Below are 4,887 nucleotides of genomic sequence, written 5' to 3'. Positions count from 1 at the left end.
TCGCACAAGCCTGCCACCGGCGCTGGAACAACGTCACCGCCGCCGCGACCACATGACACCACCACCATGACGATCAAGAACTACAGCTGCCGGGATTGAGGGAATCAGCAATCGGCATTCCTTGGGCGATAGGCCGTACGCCGTGCGGAACGCGCGGCTGAAGTTGGCGCCGTCGGTGAAGCCCCATCGGGCAGCGATGGCATGGACAGGGAGAGAGCGCAGGTGTGAGTCGGTCAGATCGCGGTGGCAGCGTTCGAGGCGGCGTCTGCGGATCCAGTTCGCGACGGTAAGACCTTGCCCCTGAAAGAGTTTGTACAAGTAGCGGGTAGAAATGTGGTGAGCGGCGGCGATGGCGTCGGGGGTGAGTCCGGGGTCGCCGAGCCGCTGCTGGATAAAGTCGTGGATCTGCACCTGCAAGGCCGCTGTGCGCGTCTCAGGCGGAAGAGAGCCAGCGGCTTCGAGGTGGTGGGCGCACAAGGCGGCGAGCAGGTCCAGCGTGATGGTAGCGAGACGTGCGGCGTCGGCCGGCGTGTAGCTGGAGGCGTTCTTCAACAGTTCGATGAGGTGACGTGAGAGCACAGCACCAATTCCCTTGTTTCCCGGTAATCGGACGGCGGTGAGCTGCGCCAGAGCGTTCTGGGCAACCGGGAGAAGCGTCCTGGGTATCTGAAGGAGAAGATGGCCGACAGTGCCTCCTTCGTCGGCTGTCCAGCCGTGGAAGGCCCGGGAAGAGTCGTAGAGCATCAAGTCACGCGGGCCGGCCACGGTCTCACGGCCTGCCTGGGTCAGCCCGAACATCCCGTGCAAGGCCAGTGACAGCTGATACAGCTCCGCATCGGACTGCCGGATCAGCTTCGAAGTTCGGCGCGGCTCCACCGGGCTGTAGACCAGTGTGGACACCTGCACGGACCCGAGGTCGACCAGGTGCACCCGTCCCTGGAAGTCGTCTTGATGCTCTGTGCGGAGCTCGGTACGCAAATAGGCACGAGTAATTAAGTCGTACCAGGACGCCCAGCGGTCCGCCTGCGGCAGGTCCTCGGTACTGAACACCGTCTCGATCATTTACCGCCCCGTTCGGTCCATCTCTCCGCCTACGGCTGGCGAAGCACCCTGTCGGGCTCCATCATGCGAAAACCCTTCGACCGCAAACTGAACATCTGATCCAGATGCCTCGAAGCGGTCCTCCTGTGGCCAGATACGGCGTAAATTCACGCGGCCCTGTCGGGGGCGTCGTCATCGAGCCTGCGGGGCACGGTTTCTCCTCTTCTCTCGTGCTCCGGGTCAGCGGGTGACCGTGGCCTCGGCATACTCCCCATAGGCGGCCATTTACGGCCCCACTGATGGCCAGGGATTTCCCCACGGACGGCCAGATATCTCCCCGCTCGCCCCAGACGTACCCGGTCGGCGAAGCTCGAGCGGGTGAAGAACAGCAGGGAGATCATGGACATCCTTGAGGCGTACGACCTCACGGGCAGTTACGACGTGGTGCGCGATAGCTGACGCCCCGGTCTGAGCATGCGAACGGCCGTGCGGGACGATCATGATTGTGACGTCAGGATGGGCCCGCACGGCCTTGAGCCATCGTATCTGTACGGGGATCCCGCGCCGCCGCCTGGGCAAGCTGGTCGCCGAGTTGGCCGGGCCGTGGGTGGCCGGGCAGGAGTCCAACCTGCGCGAACGCCGGGGCCATGACCGGCAGCGCGCCGCCGGAGCGGGCCCGGACCACCAACTCGTCTTCACCGACCGGGTCGTCGTCACCCTGGTCATCCTGCGCTTCCAGCTACCTCATGCCGCCCTCGCCCTGTTCCACGGAGTGGACCGTTCCACGATCACCCGCGCCGTCCACGAGATCCGCCCCCTGCTCGCCGCCCGCGGCTTCGCCGTCCCCGGAAGCCCCGACCTGCGCCTTCGCACTCTGGCAGATGTCTTCGCCTACGCAGCCGCCGAGGGCGTGGAACTGCGGATCGACGGCACCGAGGTCCGGGTCCGACGCCCACAGGCGAACAAGCCCGGCCGCCGGGCATTCATCTCCGGGAAGATGCGGCAGAACACCAAGAAGGCCACCGTCGTTACCGACGAGAAGGGCCGCACGCTGTGGGCGGGGGCCTTCCGGCCCGGCCGCCAGCACGACCAGACCGCACTGAAGACCGAGGGCATCTGCGACCTGTTCGAGAGGTTCCCCCAGGTCAAGGCCAAGGTGGACGCCGGCTACCGGGGACTGGCCAAGCAGTTCCCCGACCAGGTCCAAGCCCCACCGCTGAAGCCGAAGAAGGATGCCCCGCCCGAGGACCTGGCCGCCTGGGACGAAGCGCGCAGGCAGCAGTCCTCCGAGCGGATCTGCGTCGAGCACGCTAATGCCGAGCACAAGCAGTGGCGGCCCCTCCAACGCTGGATCGGACGCCGCGAGTACTTCGACCAGACCTACCAGGCCATCGCCGGCCTGGTGTCCGACCGCACGGCCATGCGGTAATCAACCACCAGCCAACCCGCCAGGCCGACACGGCCCGACCTCAATCGCGCACCACGTCGTTACCGCGCGGCGGCCGAGCTCGCCGGGTGCGACCACCACACGGTGGCCCGATATGTGAAGATGCGGGCCGCCGGACATCACCCCGACACCCGCCGGCACCGCGACCGCGCGATCGACGTGTTCCTGCCGAAGATCGAAGAGCTGGTGGTCCGCTCGAACGGGCGGATCCGCGCGGACGTGGTCCACAAGAGGATCACCGCGATGGGCTTCACGGGCGGGGAACGCACCACCCGCCGCACGGTCGCCGAGGCAAAAGCCCAGTTCAGGGCCGGTCAGCGGCGTGTCTATCGGCCTTGGATCACCGAGCCGGGACTATGGCTGCAATGGGACTGGGGCGAGGGCCCGCAGATCGGCGGACGCCGCACTTCTTTGTGGTGCGCGTGGGTGGCCTGGTCGCGTTTCCGCGTGGTGATCCCGGTCTGGGACAAGACGCTCCCGACGATCACCGCCTGCCTGGACGCGACGCTGCGGCGGATCGGCGGGGTCCCGGCCTACGCGCTGACCGACAACGAGAAGACGGTCACCACCGACCACATCGCCGGGATCGCGGTCCGAAACCCCGAGATCGTCGAGGTCGCCCGCCACTACGGCATGACGATACGCACCTGTCTGCCGGCGGACCCCGAAACCAAGGGCGGGAGCGAGGCAACCGTCCGCATCGCCAAGGCGGACTTGGTCCCCAAGGACATCAACCTTCTCGAGGAGTACCGCAACTTCGCCGCTCTGGAGTCGGCCTGCCGCATCTTCTGTGAGGAGGTCAACAACCGGGTCCACCGCGAGACCAAGCGTCGGCCGGTCGAGATGCTCGCCGAGGAACGCCAGCGATTGCACCCGCTGCCCAAGCAGCCCTTCACCGTCGCGTTCGGCACCACCCGGCGGGTCTGCTGGGATGCCACGATCTCGGTCGAGGCCGTGCGCTACTCGGTTCCGCACCAGCTGATCGACACCCGGGTCTGGGCCCGTTTCCACGGCGACGAGCTGATCGTCACCGCGGTCGACACCGCCGACGGCCATGCCCGCGAGGTGGCCCGCCACCCGCGCGGATCGGCCGGCACCCCGGTCCTTGATGACGCGCACTACCCACCACGCGAGAACAAGGAAGGCGACCGCACTCCGAAGGCGACCAGCGCCGAGGAGGCCGCGTTCTTGATGCTCGGCCCCGGCGCCGCCTCCTGGCTGGTCGAGGCCGCCACCGCCGGCACCCGCAAGGTCAAGGCGAAGATGGCCGAGGCCGTCGCCTTCTCCAAGCTCTACTCCACCGCCGAGGTCGATCGGGCACTTGGCACCGCCGCGGTCACCGGCCGGTTCGCCGAGAAGGACCTCATCTCCATCCTCGACTACCAGGTCGGCCGGGAAAGCGTCGAGGTCACCCGCGCCAGCGAAACCCACAGCCTGCAGCCCGGCACCTCGGCCTGGTCCAGCTTCGGCACCATCCCGCTCGAGATCGACGACGAAGGTGACACCCTCTGATGGCCACCCCGCTTCGCACTGTTTCTGGCTCCAGCGGCGACCAGCTCGCCGAGGCCATCGAGTTGACCAAGCGGCTCAAACTCCCGCACATCCGTAAGGCGTTGCCCGATGTGATCCCCACCGCGAAGGCCCAGAGGTGGGACCCTGCGGAAGTCGTACGCGTCCTTCTCTCCGAAGAGGCCGCCGGCCGGGACCGCGCGAACCTTCACACCCGGCGCAAGCGGGCCGGGTTCCCCGCCGGGAAAACTTTCGGCGACTGGGACGAGCAGGCATCCTCCATACCCCGCGCCACCCAGGACTCCATCAAGACCCTCGAATGGGTCCAACGCAGGGAGAATCTCTGCGTAGTCGGGCCCTCGGGGACCGGGAAAAGCCACTGGTGCGAGGCCCTGGGCCAGGCCGCCGTCGAGGCCGGGATGGCCGTCGCCTGGTTCTCCATCGAAGACCTTGGCGCCCTCGTCCGCCGCCACCGGGCCGACGACTCCATCGCCAAGGCCCTGACCCGGGTGATCCGCTCCGACCTCATCATCGTCGACGACATCGGCCTGCTGCCCGTCAGTCCCGACGCCGCCGAGGGCTTCTACCGCCTGGTCGATGCCGCCTACGAACGACGTGCGCTCGCGGTCAGCAGCAACCTCCACCCCTCCGGATTCGACGAGATCATGCCAAAGACTCTGGCCACCGCGACCGTCGACCGGCTCATGCACCACGCTCACATTGTGGTCACCCAGGGTGACAGTTTCCGGCTCACCCAGGCCACCTCCGGACAGGGAGTCAAGCCCTTCAGCTGATTACGGCAGCTGTAGATAACAGTCGGCGTGCTTTCTGATCATGGTGTGGTGTCGGCGTACGCGTGCCATCGGCGGTGGCTGAGTCGGGCGCGGTGT

Annotated in this window: 3 protein-coding genes and 1 pseudogene; 3 read left to right on the top strand and 1 reads right to left on the bottom strand. The window is 67.1% G+C overall.

Annotated features, from left to right (window positions below):
- Positions 1–33: 33 nt before the first annotated feature.
- Positions 34–1,062 carry a helix-turn-helix domain-containing protein gene (locus ACGFSA_RS34810; RefSeq protein WP_393310136.1) on the bottom strand — a complete coding sequence of 343 codons (1,029 nt, stop codon included), beginning with the start codon at positions 1,060–1,062 and terminating at the stop codon, positions 34–36.
- 478 nt (positions 1,063–1,540) lie between these two features.
- Here ACGFSA_RS34810 and ACGFSA_RS34805 point away from each other — a divergent pair, with 478 nt between their 5' ends.
- The 3 genes and pseudogenes from ACGFSA_RS34805 to istB all read left to right on the top strand — a co-directional run bounded on the left by ACGFSA_RS34805 (position 1,541) and on the right by istB (position 4,791).
- Positions 1,541–2,470 carry a transposase family protein gene (locus ACGFSA_RS34805; RefSeq protein ID WP_393310134.1) on the top strand — a complete coding sequence of 310 codons (930 nt, stop codon included), beginning with the start codon at positions 1,541–1,543 and terminating at the stop codon, positions 2,468–2,470.
- 60 nt (positions 2,471–2,530) lie between these two features.
- Positions 2,531–4,000, top strand: a pseudogene (gene istA / locus ACGFSA_RS34800) (IS21 family transposase); the annotation flags it as partial.
- Complete coding sequence (gene istB, locus ACGFSA_RS34795) at positions 4,000–4,791, top strand: IS21-like element helper ATPase IstB (protein WP_393310132.1); 792 nt, start codon at positions 4,000–4,002, stop codon at positions 4,789–4,791. The pseudogene istA and the gene istB, both read left to right, overlap by 1 nt.
- Positions 4,792–4,887: the final 96 nt, after the last annotated feature.

The sequence above is a fragment of the Streptomyces sp. NPDC048496 genome (assembly GCF_043200055.1).
Taxonomy (GTDB): Bacteria; Actinomycetota; Actinomycetes; order Streptomycetales; family Streptomycetaceae; genus Streptomyces.
Note: the sequence above shows the minus strand (reverse complement) of the source record. Positions and strands in the feature narration are given on the sequence as shown.

Coding starts and splice junctions, on each gene's coding strand:
- ACGFSA_RS34810 (WP_393310136.1), bottom strand. CDS start 1,062: ATGATCGAGACGGTGTTCAGTACCGAGGACCTGCCGCAGGCGGACCGC.
- ACGFSA_RS34805 (WP_393310134.1), top strand. CDS start 1,541: ATGATTGTGACGTCAGGATGGGCCCGCACGGCCTTGAGCCATCGTATC.
- istB (WP_393310132.1), top strand. CDS start 4,000: ATGGCCACCCCGCTTCGCACTGTTTCTGGCTCCAGCGGCGACCAGCTC.